This window comes from Candidatus Sodalis pierantonius str. SOPE (assembly GCF_000517405.1).
GTDB classification, from domain to species: domain Bacteria; phylum Pseudomonadota; class Gammaproteobacteria; order Enterobacterales; family Enterobacteriaceae; genus Sodalis_C; species Sodalis_C pierantonii.
This window is the reverse complement of sequence record NZ_CP006568.1, coordinates 4,416,788-4,434,095: the sequence shown is the minus strand read 5'-3', so window position 1 is coordinate 4,434,095 and position 17,308 is coordinate 4,416,788. Positions and strand designations below refer to the sequence as shown.

The window sequence follows — 17,308 nt, the reverse complement described above, 5'->3', positions numbered from 1 at the left end:
CGGCAGATACGCTGGAGCATGCCCTCTGGCAGCACGCAATGCCTGGCGCTGCTGGCTATCTTGATTATTGACGGTTTGGTCTCGCCGCATTTTTTCTCGTTGCATATTCAAGACGGCAGACTGTTCGGTAGCGTAATCGACATCATCAATCGCGGCGCGCCGGTGGCTCTTCTGGCGCTGGGCATGACGCTGGTTATCGCCACCGGCGGTATTGACCTGTCCGTCGGGGCGGTCATGGCAATCGCCGGGGCGGTGGCGGCGACGCTTATCGATCATCACGTATCGCTACCGGTGGCGCTGGGAGCGGCCTTAGTCGCCGGGGTCGCGTGCGGGCTCTGGAACGGTTTTCTCATCGCCGTACTTGGGATGCAACCCATCGTCGCCACGCTGATTCTGATGGTTGCCGGCCGCGGTGTGGCGCAACTGATTACCGAAGGCCAAATCGTGACCTTCGATAATGCGGCGTTTGGCAAAATCGGCCACGGGGCGCTGTTATGGTTACCGGTACCGATGATCATCGCCGTCGCCATGCTGTTGTTGTTATGGGTGCTGACCCGCAAAACCGCGCTGGGGCTGTTTATCGAGGCGGCCGGCATCAACATCCGTTCGGTGCATAACGCGGGGGTCAATACCCGTCTGGTGCTGATGGTAGTGTATATGCTGTGTGCCGCCGCGGCCGGTATTATCATTACCGCCGACATTCAGGGGGCGGATGCTAATAATGCCGGCCTGCGGCTGGAGCTGGACGCCATATTAGCCGTGGTTATCGGCGGCGGCTCGCTGTTGGGCGGCCGTTTTCATTTGCTGCTATCGCTGGTGGGGGTGCTCATTCTTCAGGGCATGAATACCGGTATCTTGCTTTCCGGCTATCAGCCCGAATTCAACCTGGTCGTGAAAGCGATTGTGGTGCTGCTGGTTCTAATGGTGCAGTCGCCGCGGATGTCGCTGTCGATGTTGCGGAGGCGTCACTAATGCTGAAACGTAATTTGCCGTTGGCGTTTACTATCTTGGTTTTCATTGCCGGTTACCTGTACTGTCTGAGCCAATATCCGGGCTTTGCCTCCACGCGGGTCATTGGCGATCTGCTAACGGATAACGCGTTTTTGGGGATTGTGGCGGTGGGAATGATCTTTGTGATCCTCTCCGGCGGTATTGATTTGTCGGTTGGGTCGACAATTGCGTTTACCGGCGTACTGCTGGCGAAAATGATTGGAGAATATGGCATTCCCCCCGGACTGGCCTTCATTATTGTGCTGGCGCTGGGCGCGCTGTATGGCGCCCTGACCGGTTGGATTATCGATGCTCTGCGGTTACCGGCGTTTATCATCACCCTGGCCAGTATGTTTTTCCTGCGCGGCATGAGTTTTATTTTGTCGCGGAAGTCGGTCCCTATCGTTCACCCGTGGTATGACCTGCTGGCTAACTATGCCCGGCGGCGGCAGGCTCACCTTGTTAGCGCTTATCATGTTGCTGGTAGTGGCGGTGGGGGTAGTGCTGGCGCATCGCACACGCTTTGGCCATAACGTCTACGCCATGGGCGGTAACGGTTACTCCGCCGCCCTGATGGGGGTGCCGGTAAAAAGCACGACGGTGCGAATATATATGCTGCCGAGTTTCCTAGCGGTGCTGTCGGGCATCGTCTTTTCTCTTTACACCTCGGCGGGTTATGCTCTGGCGGCGAGCGGCGTGGAGCTAGACGCTATCGCGGCGGTGGTTATCGGCGGAACGCTACTGACCGGCGGTGTCGGTACCTTGCTGGGGACGCTGTTTGGCGTGATGATTCAAGGATTGATTCAAACCTATATCACCTTTGACGGGACGCTCAGCTCCTGGTGGACCAAGATCGTCATAGGGATTCTGCTATTCGGCTTTATCGGTCTACAAAAAGGCTTAAACGCGTTCTGGCTGGCGCGCCGTGGAAACGGTAACGCAGTGGCGATTCGTGCCGCACCGCTGAGCGGCGCCACGCCGGCCGGGCCAGCGCGACGCGGGTCGTCATAGCACGGCGGTTTTCAGCAATTGCCGAATCATCGGACGCTGATCGCTGTTTTGCAGCCATACCGCGTACAGCGGGCGTATAATGGTTGGCACATCGCTAACGGGCCGCAAATCCGGAAATCGCTGCGCCCAATGGGTGGGCAAAAAGGCGCAGGCGGCGGTGACCTGTAATAGCTGTCGCGTTAATTGCGCCGAGGTGGTGGTGACGAGCAGCGCCTGCTGATTAAGCTGCAACCGATTTTCGTGCGTATGAAAATCGGCTCCCCATTCAAGCTGTATATAAGGTCGCTTATCGTTAACCGGTTCGCCGCCGCTGGCATCGGCGAACAGCGTCAGGGAAAAGCTGCCAAGCTGCTGGCTGGTCAACTCCTCCATTTTTGGCGCTTCGGTGGTAATCAATAAATCCAGCTGGCGTTCGTGCAGCTCTTTAATCAGCCCCTGGCGCAGCGCAATGCGCGCCTCCAGCTGGAGGTCCGGCCACTGTTTATAAAGATTTTGCAGCCAATCTCCCAGCCACGCTTCCCACAGCGATGCGCTGGCGCCAATGGACAGCGGATTGTGCTGCAAGGAACGCGTCACTTCCTGCTTGGCGACCTGCCAGGTGATCATCAGATTTTCGGCATAGGGCAACAGGCGTTCCCCCGCCGCGGTCAGGCGAATATTATTCCTATGGCGGGTAAACAGGCTTACGCCCAGCTGGGTTTCCAACTGGCGGATGCGAAAGCTGACCGCTGATTGTGTCAGATAAAGCGCTTCCGCCGCTCGCCCGAAATGTCGGGTATGGCTTACCTCCAAGAATGTTTTCAGTAATTCCGTGTCCACTGCGCTCTCCAAAAAAATTTTGTCGTAATGATTAAAATGTTTCGTTTTACAGAAAGTCAACCCTAACTAATACTCCGCGCCATAAACAGCATGGCTTATGTAGAGATGGGAGCGCGTAAGATGGCGGACAGCTTTTTTACTTCTAATCGTTATTTTGATAACAAAAATTATCCTCGCGGCTTCTCCCGGCATGGTTATTTCACCATTCGGGAAGCGCAGTTATTGGAGCGTTGCGGCCATGCCTACAATGATTTGGACAGCGGCAAACGGGAACCTGTAACCGATAAAGAGCGGCAGTTTGTTGCGGTGTGCCACGGTGAACTTTCCCCCTCCAACGAACATGAGAAGGTCTGGTTCAAATACATAGAGTATACTCGCCGCCCCAAGCGTTTTCATACCCTTTCCGGCGGTAAACCACAGATGGATGTGGTGGAAGACTACACCGACACTGAAGATTGATAAAGAAGGGGCTGCGGCCCCTTTGTTCTAACGCTTATTCCCGCTGTTGCCACAGCTCATGCAGCAGCCGATCGATACAGCGATAGCTGAGGGTTTCCGCCAGGTGATTCCGGCTAATTTGGGCTTCACCCGCCAGATCAGCCAGTGTACGCGCTACTTTTAATAACCGATGCCAGGCGCGTACCGACAATCCCAGCGACGTTAATGCATTTTCCAGAAACCGGCCATCGACCTCCGATAAAGGGCACCATTGCGCAAGCTGCGTATTGCTTAGCCAGGCGTTAAGGCTCTGCGCGCGCTAACTGAATGGCGCGTGCCGCCATGACCCGTGCACGCACGGTCGCGCTGTCTTCGCCGGGCGGCGCGCGGCAGCGGAACCTCCACCGACAGATCGAAGCGATCCAGAAACGGCCCCGACAGGCGATTCAGATAGCGCAGGATCTCAGCCGGCCCGCAGCGGGCATGTACGCCGCTGCGATCGCCGGAAGGACTGGGGTTCATGGCCGCCACCAGTTGAAAACGCGCCGGCAGGCAAACGCTGGCCCGAACCCGCGCGATGTGGATTTCACCCGTTTCCAGCGACTCGCGCAGCAAATCGAGCACCCGCCGCTGAAACTCCGGCAGCTCGTCAAGAAACAGTACGCCGTTATGGGCCAGCGAGATCTCGCCGGGGCGCGAAAAGGACGCTGCCGCCAATGGCGTCTAGCGGTGCTGACGCTGACGCTGACCAGACTGGTAATGGCGGCGGTTTCCATCGCCTCGTTATCCGTTAACGGCGGCAGCAGCCCCGGTAATCGGCTCGCCAGCATGGTTTTCCCGGTACCCGGCGGCCCTATCAGCAATAAATTGTGGCCGTCGGCCGCGGCGATTTCCAGCGCGCGTCGGGCCTGCTGCTGGCCGATAACTTCCGCCAAATCGCTGACGGCTGACGGCGCTAGTAGGGTATCCGTCGTGGGTTCGGCGATGATCAAAGAGCCGTTGCCCTGCAAAAAGCGGCACACCTGCTGTAGACACCCGGCGAGGCACGCCTGGCTACCCGGCAGCAGCGCGATTTCTTCGCGGTTGGCCTGCGGTAGGATAATCTGCCGACCGTCGCCCGCCGCGCCGTGGGCGGCCGGGATAGCGCCATAAACCCCCCGCAGCTCCCCGGCCAGCGACAGTTCGCCAAGAAACTCATAAGATTTCAGCCGCACGCCGGGGATCTGTTGCGTCGCCGCGAGGATTGACAGCGCGACCGGCAAGTCGTAGCGCGCCCCCTCTTTCGGCAGATCTGCCGGCGCCAGGCTGACGGTGATACGCCGGGCGGGGAATTGATAGCCGCTGTTAAGAATGGCGCTGCGCACCCGATCCCGTGACGCGCGCACGGTACTTTCCGGCAGACCCACCAGGGTGAAGGCGGGCAACCCCTTTCCCACGTGTGCCTCCACCGTGATAGAGGGCGCCTGGATGCCGATTAGCCCGCGGGTGTAAATTGTCGCCAGGGCCATTGGGCTCTCCTTTATGAACGGAGCTGAGTATGCCCGCTATCGCGGCGGCAGGGCGGTAACAATAAAAAGATATGCGGCGCGGGTATGAAAAATAACTTCGCCATTGCCATACCGTGGCAAAAAAATGCAACGGCGCTCGCCTTTCTGGCCTAGCTGCGCCGGTAACCCCGTTGCGCTGTTTTCCCTGACGGGGTAATAGCCGCGTTGTTGACGACGGCGGAAGAAGGTGAATAGAGCGATTATCGCTAAGAGAACGGCTCGCATTAGCCAGCGGGGAATAACTCTCGCCGCTAGCAATCGGGGAAATAAGGCGATCGGATAAATAGAGGCAATCGGGTCAATAGAGGGGACAATACTCTTTCTTAGACTAAGTTTAATGCAGAACGCCGCAGGCGGAGATAATGAGAATAAAATAGGCCGCCTTTCAGCGTTTACGAGCCTGTTTAGAAATTTGTGTATTTGCCTGATTTTGATATGTTCAATCCAACATCAAAAACAGGTTAATTTATGGACGAAAAACAGTTGCAGGCTCTGGCTAACGAACTGGCCAAAAATCTCAAAACCCCTGAAGATCTCAGTCACTTCGATCGGCTGCTGAAAAAAATCAGCGTCGAAGCAGCTCTCAACGCCGAAATGACCCATCACCTCGGCTACGATAAAAATCAGCCTAAACCGGGGACCAACGCCCGCAACGGCTATTCCACAAAAACCGTTACCACTGGCGATGGCCCGCTGGCGCTGCGTACTCCGCGCGATCGTGACGGTTCCTTTGAACCGCAACTGGTGAAGAAGAACCAGACCCGGATTACCGGGATGGATAACCAGATTTTATCGTTGTACGCCAAGATGGCGTCTATCAGCTGCCGCCAACTGGGCAATATCGCCAGCGTTTTCTGCTGAACAGGATTCAACTCTCTTACCCTGACGCAAGGCATTCGACAGACTCAGCAATTTTTGCCCCTGTACCCGCGTTCCGTTGGGGTCAGCGCTCAATCCGTTATAGGTCTGAAAGCGCAGTGCCAGACGGCGTGGCAGCACACCGTTAAGGCGCTCAATAATCCCCCCGCGCCTGCGAATTGCCGGGGATACCGGTAATATGCTCAACGCCCAGCCGGGGAAAAATCCCGGTGGTATCTGCATCCAGCATCTTGTTGGTCTCACCACCGCCGTTATCGGAGTAGGCAAACAATGGCTTGCCGTGATGCTGGATGGCATAACGCCATGCATCGGCCACCGCGATGGCGTTCTCCGCCAGTGACAGGCTCCAGCCCACCAGATAGCGGGTGCGTCCGTCCAGCACCAACGTCAGCTCCGGGGTAAAGGGCCGCCCGTGTATCGGATGGGCCACCTTCATGTTCAGCGACTTGCCGTCGGCTATCCAGCAGCCGTTCACCGGCATCTGTGCCCAATCCCGCTGCTGGTACACCTGATACGCCTTAAGCGCCGAGCCGGTGACCCGCCCCTTGACCCGTCGGTGAGGTGCCACCCGCCTGACCATGCGATTGACCTTGTCGTAGGTCGGCAAGGCCGCCAGCATGGCAGGTTGGTCATGGTATTTGCCCTGCCAGTCCGCCTGAAACGCACGGTAGGCTTCTAGCACCGTCGGGCCACAGGGCCGGGCATAATGCGGCCAGAACAGGGCGTAGAATCACGTCATGTCCTCGGGGCGCTGCCGCTTCGGCTGACCGGGAGCGAGTATCGCCAGACGCTCCTGGGGCCGCTCAGCGCTGAGATAGAGACTCACCCATTCCTGCAGACTGCTTTTGCCTACCCCTTGCCGGGTGCGCCCCTTTTTAGCGTTGGCCAGCGCGGCGGCGTGCTGCAGGGCCTCGGGCAATGTGCCGGCCTTTGACTCCTCGACGATAAAGGTCACCGCCGCAATGCGGGCCATGCCGGCCTGCTGTAACCGGATCACTTCCTGTGCCAGCATCATGCGCGCATCGGCAATCTGTTTCTGCTGATCGTTCAGAGCCTGCACCTTGCGGTCAAGCAGGGCCGGACATTGACGCATGATCGCTAGCTCATCGCGCGACTTGATGGCGGTGCTGCCTTTGACCGACTCATCAACCGGCTGAGCCGAGGATTGCGTAATCAGGGACTTATAGTGCCGCTGTTTAATGATTTCTTGAGCTGAATAATGCGTTTTTAACGCTTTGTTGAATAAATCCGAAATTTGTGACGACTTCCTCCCTATCAGGGCGATTGTTACATGATGCGGACGCTGTTTGTCATTCCTAACAACAGCGTGATCCGATTAAGCGTTTTGACCATTGCCATAGCCTCACCTACCTGCGCGTCATAGTCATGCAGACTCAGATGACCACCCAGAAGTGTTTTAAACCGGAACATGGCCGTTTCAGCCAGTGATAACCTACTTTCTTTTTCCAGGTAACGTTATTGCCGCTCAGATGCTGATTTGCCACCGCATGGTTACGCTCATGGTATCGAGCTGGCCAATATTGCGCACCACTTCGCGGTGGGATAAGCGGCTTTATTTTTTTCCTCAGCAGAGCATCATGACAGTAACGCGTATCGTAAGCACTGTCAGCCGACGCTTCCCTGATTTTCCGGTGGGATTTGGTTAATCAGCCCGGGCAGCGCCTGCGCCTCTCAGCCCCATGCTGCCTGACTTTTCATTCGCCTTCGCCGAATGACTTTCAGGCCGGTGCCATCGATGACCAGGTGTGAGATTTCGCCGCGGGTTGGCGTTTTTATGCTGATGTCGACGGTTTTTGCTCGCCGGCTGACCAGAGAGTAAACTGGGCAGCGCAGCGACAGCCAATCAGTTTAAAAATCGCGTCAACGAAACCCTGTAACGCCCGGAGCGAAAGGTTAAACACTCGCTTTATCATCAGAACCGTGGTAATGGCCATATCGGTGTAGTGAAGCGGCCGGCCACGATGTTCAGTTGGTGCACTCTCAGTCCATGCAGCAATAGCTGACTCATCAAGCCATACTACCATGTCCCCCCCCCGCTGCCTGAGCGCATTGTTGTATGCGGGCCAGTTGGTGATTTTAAACTTTTGCTTTGCCATGGGGACCTGATGTTGAAACGAATGTAGTGATCAGAGCCGCTAGTCACCTAAAAGTTCGATTTATTCAACAAAGCCCGTTTTTAAACTTTTATTCTGCATACACACTACCCATTAACTAATTTATAGAGTCGGGTTATGCTATCTCGTTGGCCAAATCTCGCTCGCGGGGACATCGATGATTTCTGCAATGATTGCTTCACCTTTTGGCCATGGTCTATCTAAGGCATTTTTCAAGTATCCAGTGCTTTTACCCTGAGAAAGTGATAATTGCCTTAGTGACCAACCTTTTTTGTGAACAGCTGCAACTATGTCCGCTCGATGCCAATCAGTTTGGCTATTTTTTTGAGTTTGTATGTGCTCATTAATTAACCTTTAAAACTAACCTCGCGAGTAAGATACAACCTAAAAAAAGGTATGTAAACCTGAAAATAGGCTTTTCATGTTTGTTTTTGAGTTTATTTTGCAAATGATTGGTTTTTTTAAGGTCTTTCAATGAGTTGAATAAAGGTGAAAAAGATGAAAAAAAACCAAGTAGTTTTCCTGTTAGCTGTAAAGAAGGTGAAAAAAGTTTGATTTCAGGTATAGGTACTAGATGCAAGGGACGCAGAAGTCAGTTAGGGATATCCCGAAATATTATTGCGCAGCGTATAAATGTGTCCCTATCTACACTACAGGCATGGGAAAACCAAGAAAGAGAGCCATCTGCAAGTGATATAATACTTCTAGCTGATGCCCTTGATGTGGCCCCTAGCTGGTTGTTAATCGGCAAGGCAGAATCCGACCAGGTAGGCACTGAAAACCAATCGGAGGCATATGTACAAGAGACCTTTAATCATTACGAATCACAAGCTGATCTTGTGTTAAAAAGTCTAAGTAAGGAACAAAAGGAAGTGTTGGTAGAGGCCATTCTTCAGGTTGGTGTCAGCGGTATTATGGGGGCTTTGTCCAAGGCAGAGCTTATGGCTACTTTTTCTATGCTCTCCGATACAGAGAAAGAGCGTCTTATGCGGTTCTATGACCAAATCAAAAAGGGGGCTCGTGAGGAGGGTGAAGTAGCATCAGAAGATAGCCTAACAAGCGAACGCAAGACCCTGTACACGATTCTGTGTAAATGCTTTTTCTCAGAAGTGACCGTCCAGGCGGTCACCGAACTCGATAATAAAGCGGTTCATTGCCATGCGCCAGTCCCTCAAAGGCATTGTCCATTTCTGTGAGGCCGCCTGTATCGCCAGCCACACCACCTTTTTCACTGCGTCGTCGGTCGGGAACACCTTGCGCTTTTTGATGGCATGCCGGATCACGCTGTTTAACGACTCGATGGCGTTGGTCGTGTAGATCACCTTGCGGATGTCCGTTGGGTAGGCAAAGAACGTGGCCAGATTGGCCCAGTTTGCCTGCCAGCTTCGACTTATTTGCGGGTAGCGGATGTCCCAGGCACTGGAGAACGCTTCCAGCGCCTGCAAGCCGACTTCTTCCGTAGGGGCCTGATAGATAGCTTTCAGGTCGCGGGTGACGGCCTTGTAGTCCTTCCAGGAGACGAACCGCAGGCTGTTGCGCACCATATGTACGATACACAGCTGGAGCCGCGCCTCCGGATACACCGCGTTAATAGCGTCAGGGAAACCTTTCAGCCCGTCTACGCAGGCGATAAGGATATCGTTCAGGCCGCGGTTTTTCAGCTCTGTCAGCACGTTCAGCCAGAACTTTGCGCCTTCATTTTCGGCCAGCCACATACCTAGCAACTCTTTCTGGCCTTCGATGTTGATGCCCAGCGCCAGGAACACAGATTTGTTGATGATGCGGCTGTCCTGCCGGACTTTTAGAACGATACAGTCAAGATAAACAATGGGATAGACTGCATCCAGAGGCCGGTTTTGCCATTCGACAACCTGCTCCATGACCGCATCGGTGACCTTTGAGACCAGCGCCGGCGAGACATCGGCGTCATACAGCTCTTTGAACGCGGCGGCGATCTCGCGGGTGGTCATCCCTTTGGCGTACAACGATAAAATCTGGTTATCCATCCCGGTAATCCGGGTCTGGTTCTTCTTCACCAGTTGCGGTTCAAAGGAACCGTCACGATCGCGCGGAGTACGCAGCGCCAGCGGGCCATCGCCAGTGGTAACGGTTTTTGTGGAATAGCCGTTGCGGGCGTTGGTCCCCGGTTTAGGCTGATTTTTATCGTAGCCGAGGTGATGGGTCATTTCGGCATTGAGAGCTGCTTAGACGCTAATTTTTTTCAGCAGCCGATCGAAGTGACTGAGATCTTCAGGGGTTTTGAGATTTTTGGCCAGTTCGTTAGCCAGAGCCTGCAACTGTTTTTCGTCCATAAATTAACCTGTTTTTGATGTTGAATTGAACATATCAAAATCAGGCAAATACACAAATTTCTAAACAGGCTCGAACGCAAAAGGGCCGTTTAAAAAAACATACATTCCTTATTTACATTTAGCAATTAAATTGTTAATGAAAAATTTTTAAACGGCTTTCAAACTTATCCAAACTACAATCAATCCAGTCCAAAATATAGTGCAAAAAAAATCATTTTCCGCTCATTTTTTTGCGACGAGTCCAGAATCGATAAAATTGCTGTAAGCCGCGCCAGTAAAGGACTTTCAGCTAACCCATCGTTCCCCTTGATAGTCCAGAAATGCTTGCCACCCCACATGCCTGCTGGGGCTTTTGACCATTCAGTTTTCAAGGCGTCATATGGACGGTCACGATATGATGAAACTGGTTGACTGGGCGCAGGCGATTGTGACGTTTCACGGTCATGCATCTGACCATCTGGACGGCGTGGAGTGGGTATATCGCGTGCACTTGGTGTTGGGTATGACGCTATTTCTGGTTTTCCCTTTCACCCGGCTGGTGCATGTATGGAGCGCGCCGGTGGGGTATTTAACCCGGCGTTATCAGATTGTGCGTTCGCGTCGTTAACCTCGCATACTCGGCCAGGGGGCGAGGCATTGCCGGCACCGTGCCTGGCCGCGATTGTCAAGCATCGACGGCGTCCTTTTTGCGCAGCGGCCTCTCTGTGCCTGCTTACGGCCTTCCCTGACCCGTTGAGCGGCCTTAAACGGTGCCGAGCGCCGTTATTGGCGCTGTAGCGACCAGTAGGTGAGGAGATGCAGGCTGGCGGAATAATAATTCTCATTGTTCTGCAAACGGTCGGTTACCTGAGCGCCGTTGGCCAATATGGCGTCTCGTATGGCCAGCATGCCCGGCGGTAGCATGTAGTCGGCTTTTTCGCCGCTTTGCACGTCAACCCAGGCCGGCGTACTAAGTCTGTCGTACTGACGCCAATAGGCGATATAAGGCCCCAAGGCCTGGCTGTCCGGCTGCGCCCAATGGAGGTAAAGCGGAATACGCACCGCGTCGAAACTGAACCGCGCCGGCCAGCGATCGCCGGGCGCTACGCCGCCGTTCGCGTCCAGACGCACCCAGTCGGTGGGCAGCCGGGACGCGCCGAAACTCATTTTGCTCAATAATTGCCGGGCGTCGCTGCTGAGTTCATTCCAAATCGGCAGATGACTCTCTTGATAAAACGCCTGCCAGGCGGGAAAAATAAAGTAGGAGGGGTTAAGGGTCAGCGCGTCGGCCTGCTTAAAGCCCTCCACGCCGGGCAGCAACACTTTGAGGCCGGCGAACTCCACCACGGTGCGCTGCACAATCGCCTGCTGTAGCGCCTTAGAGGCCTGTAGGTAGTCGGGCTGTCGCCATTTTTGCCCTGCTTGCAGCAGTGCCCAGGCAATCAGCGTATCGCCGTCGGTAGCGTTATTGCGATCCGCCACCGGCGGGGTGCTGGCGGGATCAAAGCGCCAGGCCTTTAGGCCGCTATTCTGCTGGTACAAATGCGCCCGGGTCCACTGCTAGAGCAAATCGAATGTCGGCCGGTCGTTATTGTAAACCGCCAACAGCATGCCGAAGCCCTGTCCTTCCGAATGGCTGACGTTATGATTGCCGGTATCGATAATCCGGCCCTCCGGCAGCAAAAAGCGGTGTTTATATTGCGCCCAGCCGGCGGATTCAGCACGGGCGCCGCCGGCCAACAGCGTTAGCGTTAGACCGAGCAGACAGGTTAATTGACCGAAACGTTTCATCACACTATCACATCCTTAGCGACTGTTTTCATAGCGAAAGGTCATTTCGCCACCGGCGCTGTCCTGCTGCCAGTGCCGCGCGACGTGCCGCTGCCCGCCCTGATCTAACAGCCAGCGCGCATAGGCGCCTTCCAGAACGGCCGCCAGACCGGTTCGCTTTGCCCGGCGGGCGTGGCGCGGTGGCGTCAGGCGTCAGGCGGACATAGCCCCAGTGAAAGCAAGACCAAAGCCGATTCAGTCCGTCCTCCAACTCGCCCACCGTGGCGGCGGCAGGCTGCGGGAAACGGCAGGCCAACTGCTCCCCCACCAGATTCAGAAACTGACGCTTGTCCTCATCGCCGGCGTTATCGCTGATGCCCGCTATAAGCAGACCCACCAGATCCTGTCAGCCGGGCTGAGTTTGCCGCTGGCGGTAGTAGTCCAGCGTCGTGGATGTCTGCAGATCTTCCTGCTTCATTATTGGCCATCTAAAAGATATTTTAAAAACAACTGCGCCGAACCTTCGGAATAATCACCAAAAGTGTCATAACTTAACTGCCCGCCGACGCTCATTTGCGGGTTGATTTTATAGACCCCTTTAGTATGGACGTTATAGCCGACGCCATATTCGCTACTGCCGCTGTAATAGGCGTCATCGGCATAGCCATTGGCCACCAGGGACGCCATTTCCGCCTGCATGTCGGGGTCGTTGGGATAATAGTCGCTCTTATCCTGATTATAGGATTGATAGCCGATAACGCCGCCCAACGTCAGATTCCAGTCGTCGAAGGTCTGGATGTAGTCAACTGGCAGCGAGAGGCTGATGTAGTTTTGCGGGCTGAAGTAGCCGCCCTGCCCATAGTTGAAATAGCTCAGATTGCGATCAAACGCCATCCAGGTCAGGTTTACTCCGCTGCGCAGTTCGCGGCCGTCGGCGCGATAGGGACGGAAATAGACCCCCGACGAGGCGTTGATACCGGTGTTGCTTTTGACGTTGTCGCCCAGATAGCTATAAGCGCCCAAACCGGCATACAGGCCAATGTCGCCATCGTCATAGGCGTACTGCACGCTGCCGCCGTTGCGCGTTACCTGGCCCCAATGTTTCCCGCTAATTGCGTCGCGCGCGCCGACGTAGGCCAGCAGACTGTCCGTGACCGCCCGCCGTTCGGCGCGGAAGGTCAACTGGCTGAAGTTCGACAGCCGGGGCGACCATTCGACGCCGCCCACCCAGGAGGCCATATCGTTATCGGTTCCGAGCGGCGTCGACCCCACGTCGACTTTGTAGCGTTCGCCCTTTAACGCCAGATTGACCTCGGTCCCCGTCGCTTTCTGCGCGCTGGAAGAATCGGCGACGTAATCGCCGCTGTTGATGCTATCGCTGGTGGACGTATTGGTCGTGGTGCTGGTGGCGCCATTGGATCCGGTGGTGGTGGATGTCGTGGTGGTAGAGGTTGTCGCGCCCGCGGTGGCGTTGGCGACCCGCTGGCCCTGCTGTAGCGCGCCGGTGCCGAAACGATTATTGGCGGAGCCGGAAGAGCTGCCCGCATCCAGAGAAACGGGTGTCACCGTTAGGCTAAGCCGGGCGTTATCGACCGGCGAGCCGGAAATCGTCAGCGGGGCTTTGACTTCGGTCAGATTGCTCAGGCCGTTTTCGCCGTCGCGGCTGCGCACCGCCACTTCGCCCTCCGCCCAAGTGGCGGTTTTCTCTCGGACCTGGTTCATCAGATCGTTGATTTGGGTCAGCGTCCGGGTCTCCGGCGTAGCGGTCGGCGTCGCCGCGCGGCTATCGTCGCCAAAAGGATTATCGGCGCTTTGCAGACCGCCGACCAGCGACACCGCGCCGTTGTCGGTGTCGGCCATGCCGATGATCCGGCCTTTGGCGGAGCGCAGCAGCGCCATGGCCTGGTCGTGATCCCCTTGCGCCTCGGCCACGCGCGCTTCCAGGATCAAGCGGTCCACCGATCGGGGCCCTTGCATGCCGTCGAGCAATTGCCGGGCGCGCGCGATGTCGCCCTGGGCCAGAGCCGTATTGACCGCGCCTTCCCGCGCGTCGGTATTTTGCGGTTCGCGCGTCAGGACATAATTGTAGATCTTCGCCGCCTGGGCATTCATCTTACCGCTCTGATAAAGGCGCGCCATCGCCAGCATCAGCCCGGTATCCTGCGGGTCGTTTTGCAGCGCGACGATCAATTTATCGTAAGCGGCGGCATATTGACCGCGTTCGCGCAGCGTATCCGCTTGATTAATCACCGCGCCTTGACGCAGGCGGCTTAGCTCAGCCGGTGTACTGGCGGCGACAATCGCGGGGTTATTGAGGAAGGCGGCGGCTTCATCGGTCAGCCCCGTCTGGTTCAATACGCCGATTTGCGCGGCGTAATCGCCGATGCCGCCGTGGATCGGCTGGCGCAGGTTGGTACGTACCAGCGAGACCGCAGTGGTGTTATCCCCCAGCGTTTGCAGACGCTGCGCCAGATTGCCGACGTCGGCCGGCGCCGAAGGGGGCGTTTGCGCCAGCACGCGCAATGTATTGAGCGCCGCGGTACGATTTCCCTGGGTAATAAAATCGTCGGCGTCGGCCATCTGTTGATGAAAGCGCACCCGGTCGGCCAGATCGCGCACGGCGCGGTTGCGGCGGCCCTCCGGGATCCAGGCCAGCCATTGGGCGGCGGTGGCCATACGCCCGGTTTCGCTGGCAAACAGCGCCGCGGCATACAGATTGTCCACCGGCGCGCCACGCTGGGCAATCGCGCTCATCAGCCCCTGCGCGCGGGCGCTGTCACCCTGTTGTTGCAGAATACGCACCATATCCAGCCGCACCCAGACATTGGTCGGCTGTTTTTGTAGCGCCTCATTCAGTCGCGCCAGCTCCTGCTGCGTATTACCCGCCTGTAACGCCTGCTGTGCCTGCCTGCGCAGCGGATCCACGCTATTGCCGGCCATTTCGCGCGGGCGTTCATCGGCGGGCAGGGTTTGCAGCAACTGTTGAGCGTTGCGGGGCTTATTTTCCTGGCGCAGCGTGTAATACAGACCCAGCCTGGCATCCTTGTTCTGTGCGTCGCGGCTGAGGATAGTTCGATAGGTCTGCTCCGCGCCGCTGAGATCGTTTTGCTGGAAATGCTGCCATAGGGCGCTATCGCCGGGATGGCGCTGGATATAGCGGTCATAGTCCGCCTTGTCGGCGGCCTGCGGCCGGGCGGAGGGAATGCCGGCCAGGGTGTCATAGTATTCCACCGCCAGACTGTCCGGCGGCGCGGCATCCCGGAACAGCACGCGGTAGCTTGCCACCGCCTGCGCGGCACTGCCGCTGGCCGCCAACCGGCGGGCGTTGTCCAACTGCTCAGGGGGGATGGCCTGTACGGCGTTGGCGCTGTCCAGGCTCCCCAGGCGCGTATCGTTGGGGGAAACTGCCGTTAAGCGGGCGCGCCATCTCGCCGCCTGCGCCTGATTGCCGTCTTGCAGCGCATAGAGCGCCAGCAGGTAAAGGGCATCGGCATTATTCTCGTCCACCGCCAATACTTTTTGCAGCGATTCCCGCGCCAGATCGTCATGGCTTTTATCGTGCCAATAGGCGGCCTGCTGCAACAGGGCGTTAATCGCCGGACTGTTGTCGGCGGCGCACCAGGCGGCAAAGATTGGTTTAGCGACCCGTTTCATAACCGATACCCATAGAACCCACGCCGCAATGCCTCATTTACTGATCCTGATGAGGGTTGGCGCTGTTGGCCAGCCGTTTGGCGGCATGGCGAGCCAGCAGAAGATAAACACCGCTGCCGACCAGCAGGGCACATAACAGCCCGCACAGCGCGAGCAGGATGATGTGCTGATTGGCGTACCACAGCACCCGCATGTACCAGGGCATTTCACCGCGCGGGAACAGCGCGCCGACGCTAAAGCTGCGTACGCCATTCTCGTTATTAATCACCGCCACATCGCCGCGAATGCCGGTGGCATTGCCGGCGCGGGCCGCCATCGCCATCAGCGTGGCGATTTCCGCCGCCTGCGGTTTGGCCGGCAGCAGCATCACCGTCTGGGAAAAGTCGGCCATACGGGTAAAAGGAAACGAGGCGCCCACATAATAGGAAATATTCGACAGCAGGCCGAAATGATAGGTGCGGCTCAAATCAATATACGAGTCCGGATCGATGCGGCTTTTAATGGTATTGCTGGTGAGCAGGCTACAGGGGGCATTCGGCTTCGGCCGCAAAGAGAAATAGAATTGCATCTGGTTATCGCCATAAATAAGATAGGGCGCCAGTTGCAAGGTATAGCGTTCCTGACGGGAATCGCCGCCCAGCTTACGCCACAACCCTTTCAGCAGGCCGCGCTTGTTCACCGGCAGGCTGTAAAGGAAGGTGCCGTTGAGGGTGACATCCAGTTTGGAGTGATCTTCATCGATTCCGCTGTCGGCGGGAAAGCGGTAACCAACGTAGACCGGAATGTGGTCGCCGTCCCACATAAACAGATCCGGCGCGGCGCGAAAGCCAATGCGGATGCCGTCGTGATACAGCCCGCTGGCGGTCAGTGATTGGATGTCCTGCGTCAGTTCCTTCAGATAGACCGGGCGACTGGTGTCTATCCAGCGCGGCGCGTCATAAGGCTGGCGTTCAGGTATGGCTTGCTCCTGCACCTGGATGACATCCTGTTTTGCCGGCAGCGGCGTCGAAATCAACTGCCACGCGGCCTGGCGCAGCTCGGCGCCGTTGCGTCCCACCACCAGCAGCAGTTTATACACCGGATTTTGCGGATTATTGATGACCTGCAGCGTCGGGCCCGTTACCTGCGGCAGGGTCAGCGTGCCGATTTTGTCCTCCGGTTCGCCGAACAGGATGCCGTTTTGCGCCGGCAGCGCGTCGAGCAATACGGCGAAATCGACGCTGCGGTAGCTGGAATGCAGGCCAAAATAGGAGGCCAATATACTGGCGGCTTCCACCGCATCCGGTTTTAGCGTCCGGGAAAACAGGAAGGCCAGCGAGGAGCCTTTCATCGATTGCGGATCAAAGAGCGGACGGGGAAAATGAGATAAATCCCTACCGGTATCAAGGATTTTGCTGCTTAACTGCATATGGGTGTCGGGCAGGAGGGTTACCCAATATTTGTCGGTCAGATCCCGCTCGCAGGTAAGCGTATTATCATCGCTGACGCTGAAGCTTAGATTGTTTTTCCCCACCACCATCGCCGACGGGACGTCCAGCCGATAGACGTTATTGCCGCTCGCCGTTTGATTTAGGCGGATATCGCCCAGATCTTGGCCGTTGAGCATCAAGCGCAGGCGGGTATCCCGCGCCGCCAGCGCCGGCGACACTTTCAGCGCCAAAGAGAGATGGGCGTTGGTGACTACCTGATTTTGCGCCAGGGTGAAGATAATCCCCGATTGCAACTGACCGCCGCCAGAGAAACCATCATCCTGAAATGACATATGTTTGATTCC

Annotated in this window: 11 protein-coding genes and 6 pseudogenes; 6 read left to right on the top strand and 11 right to left on the bottom strand. The window is 56.6% G+C overall.

The window, feature by feature from the left end:
• Positions 1-18 precede the first annotated feature (18 nt).
• Both SOPEG_RS21925 and yjfF read left to right on the top strand, forming a co-directional pair.
• The gene (locus SOPEG_RS21925; protein ID WP_051420017.1) at positions 19-972 is read left to right on the top strand and encodes an ABC transporter permease; all 954 of its coding nucleotides are present in this window, start codon (positions 19-21) and stop codon (positions 970-972) included.
• Positions 972-2,001, top strand: a pseudogene (yjfF, locus tag SOPEG_RS21920) (galactofuranose ABC transporter, permease protein YjfF). The gene SOPEG_RS21925 and the pseudogene yjfF overlap by 1 nt, the downstream one beginning before the upstream one ends.
• Here the strand turns inward: yjfF and hdfR are convergent.
• A complete protein-coding gene (hdfR, locus tag SOPEG_RS21915) occupies positions 1,996-2,820 on the bottom strand; it encodes an HTH-type transcriptional regulator HdfR (protein WP_025246941.1) in 825 nt (274 codons plus the stop codon). The pseudogene yjfF and the gene hdfR overlap by 6 nt on opposite strands.
• A gap of 120 nt (positions 2,821-2,940) precedes the next feature.
• On the opposite strand from hdfR, the gene SOPEG_RS21910 reads away from it, so the two are divergent.
• Positions 2,941-3,279, top strand: coding sequence for a MaoP family protein (locus tag SOPEG_RS21910; RefSeq protein ID WP_025246940.1), 339 nt, complete (start codon positions 2,941-2,943; stop codon positions 3,277-3,279).
• A 34-nt stretch (positions 3,280-3,313) separates the two neighbouring features.
• Here the strand turns inward: SOPEG_RS21910 and SOPEG_RS21905 are convergent.
• A pseudogene (locus SOPEG_RS21905) lies at positions 3,314-4,766 on the bottom strand (YifB family Mg chelatase-like AAA ATPase).
• Positions 4,767-5,273: 507 nt separating this feature from the next.
• Here SOPEG_RS21905 and SOPEG_RS21895 point away from each other — a divergent pair.
• Positions 5,274-5,666, top strand: a complete 393-nt coding sequence (locus SOPEG_RS21895; protein WP_025246938.1) for a transposase — start codon at positions 5,274-5,276, stop codon at positions 5,664-5,666.
• A gap of 151 nt (positions 5,667-5,817) precedes the next feature.
• Here SOPEG_RS21895 and SOPEG_RS23625 read toward each other — a convergent pair whose 3' ends face one another.
• The 4 genes and pseudogenes from SOPEG_RS23625 to SOPEG_RS25730 form a co-directional block, all read right to left on the bottom strand.
• Positions 5,818-6,366 (bottom strand): integrase catalytic domain-containing protein, encoded by a 549-nt coding sequence (locus SOPEG_RS23625; protein ID WP_025246937.1) that lies wholly within the window; start codon positions 6,364-6,366, stop codon positions 5,818-5,820.
• Positions 6,367-6,414: 48 nt separating this feature from the next.
• Positions 6,415-6,777 (bottom strand): hypothetical protein, encoded by a 363-nt coding sequence (locus SOPEG_RS23620; protein ID WP_025246936.1) that lies wholly within the window; start codon positions 6,775-6,777, stop codon positions 6,415-6,417.
• Between the two features lie 194 nt (positions 6,778-6,971).
• Positions 6,972-7,801: pseudogene (locus SOPEG_RS25735) on the bottom strand (transposase).
• Positions 7,802-7,939: 138 nt separating this feature from the next.
• The gene (locus SOPEG_RS25730) at positions 7,940-8,155 is read right to left on the bottom strand and encodes a helix-turn-helix domain-containing protein (protein WP_071882287.1); all 216 of its coding nucleotides are present in this window, start codon (positions 8,153-8,155) and stop codon (positions 7,940-7,942) included.
• A gap of 143 nt (positions 8,156-8,298) precedes the next feature.
• On the opposite strand from SOPEG_RS25730, the gene SOPEG_RS25725 reads away from it, so the two are divergent.
• Positions 8,299-9,015, top strand: coding sequence for a helix-turn-helix domain-containing protein (locus tag SOPEG_RS25725; RefSeq protein ID WP_158382509.1), 717 nt, complete (start codon positions 8,299-8,301; stop codon positions 9,013-9,015).
• Here the strand turns inward: SOPEG_RS25725 and SOPEG_RS23615 are convergent.
• A pseudogene (locus SOPEG_RS23615) lies at positions 8,923-10,131 on the bottom strand (IS256-like element ISSoEn2 family transposase). The gene SOPEG_RS25725 and the pseudogene SOPEG_RS23615 sit on opposite strands and share 93 nt — an antisense overlap.
• 337 nt (positions 10,132-10,468) lie before the next feature.
• Between SOPEG_RS23615 and narI the strand changes: the two are divergent.
• Positions 10,469-10,738, top strand: a pseudogene (gene narI / locus SOPEG_RS21870) (respiratory nitrate reductase subunit gamma); the annotation flags it as partial.
• Positions 10,739-10,893: 155 nt separating this feature from the next.
• Here narI and SOPEG_RS21865 read toward each other — a convergent pair.
• The 4 genes and pseudogenes from SOPEG_RS21865 to SOPEG_RS26875 all read right to left on the bottom strand — a co-directional run bounded on the left by SOPEG_RS21865 (position 10,894) and on the right by SOPEG_RS26875 (position 17,296).
• Positions 10,894-11,901 (bottom strand): annotated as a pseudogene (locus SOPEG_RS21865) (glycosyl hydrolase family 8).
• 28 nt (positions 11,902-11,929) lie between these two features.
• On the bottom strand, positions 11,930-12,277 hold the full coding sequence (bcsD, locus tag SOPEG_RS31085; RefSeq protein WP_051419975.1) for a cellulose biosynthesis protein BcsD: 348 nt from the start codon (positions 12,275-12,277) through the stop codon (positions 11,930-11,932).
• Between the two features lie 80 nt (positions 12,278-12,357).
• On the bottom strand, positions 12,358-15,534 hold the full coding sequence (locus SOPEG_RS21855; protein WP_025246934.1) for a cellulose biosynthesis protein BcsC: 3,177 nt from the start codon (positions 15,532-15,534) through the stop codon (positions 12,358-12,360).
• A 37-nt stretch (positions 15,535-15,571) separates the two neighbouring features.
• On the bottom strand, positions 15,572-17,296 hold the full coding sequence (locus tag SOPEG_RS26875) for a cellulose biosynthesis cyclic di-GMP-binding regulatory protein BcsB (protein ID WP_051419974.1): 1,725 nt from the start codon (positions 17,294-17,296) through the stop codon (positions 15,572-15,574).
• Positions 17,297-17,308: the final 12 nt, after the last annotated feature.

Bases quoted from the DNA above. Each gene is read 5' to 3' on its own strand.
- SOPEG_RS23620 (WP_025246936.1), bottom strand. From the start codon at position 6,777: ATGCGTCAATGTCCGGCCCTGCTTGACCGCAAGGTGCAGGCTCTGAAC.
- SOPEG_RS26875 (WP_051419974.1), bottom strand. From the start codon at position 17,296: ATGTCATTTCAGGATGATGGTTTCTCTGGCGGCGGTCAGTTGCAATCG.
- SOPEG_RS21910 (WP_025246940.1), top strand. From the start codon at position 2,941: ATGGCGGACAGCTTTTTTACTTCTAATCGTTATTTTGATAACAAAAAT.
- SOPEG_RS21895 (WP_025246938.1), top strand. From the start codon at position 5,274: ATGGACGAAAAACAGTTGCAGGCTCTGGCTAACGAACTGGCCAAAAAT.
- SOPEG_RS21925 (WP_051420017.1), top strand. From the start codon at position 19: ATGCCCTCTGGCAGCACGCAATGCCTGGCGCTGCTGGCTATCTTGATT.
- SOPEG_RS21855 (WP_025246934.1), bottom strand. From the start codon at position 15,534: ATGAAACGGGTCGCTAAACCAATCTTTGCCGCCTGGTGCGCCGCCGAC.